The sequence below is a fragment of the Streptomyces catenulae genome, assembly GCF_000718015.1.
Lineage (GTDB): Bacteria > Actinomycetota > Actinomycetes > Streptomycetales > Streptomycetaceae > Streptomyces > Streptomyces catenulae.
On sequence record NZ_JODY01000080.1, the window covers coordinates 1 to 407 of the forward strand.

At 65.8% G+C, this 407-nt stretch carries 1 protein-coding gene; it reads right to left on the reverse strand.

Features of this window, described 5'->3' with window-relative positions:
- A partial coding sequence (locus IF23_RS0130770) for a roadblock/LC7 domain-containing protein (RefSeq protein ID WP_030289610.1) occupies nt 1-404 on the reverse strand: 404 nt, incomplete at its 3' end.
- Nucleotides 405-407: the final 3 nt, after the last annotated feature.

A 407-nucleotide genomic window follows, 5' to 3' on the forward strand; every position in this document is an offset into this window, starting at 1 on the left:
AGGCTGCCCTGGAGTTCGGCGCGTAGGTCGGGGGTGAGGACGTTGCCTGCGCGGTCGACCAGGAGGGCCATTTCGTAGCCGACGAGGCCGATGTCGCACTCGGGGTGTGCGAGGACGGCCAGGGAGGATCCGTCGGAGACGGACATGATGAAGAGGAAGCCGCGTTCCATTTCCACCACGGTTTGGTTGACGTTGCCGCCTTCGAAGATGCGGGAGGCGCCGGAGGTCAGCGAGGTGAGGCCGGAGGCCACTGCTGCCAGTTGGTCGGCTCGGTCCCGTGGGAAGCCTTCGGACATGGCGAGGAGGAGACCGTCCGCGGAGACCACGACCGTGTGGGACACACCGGGGGTGTTGTCCACGAAGTTGGTGATCAACCAGTTCAGGTTCTGCGCCGCCTGGCTCATCGG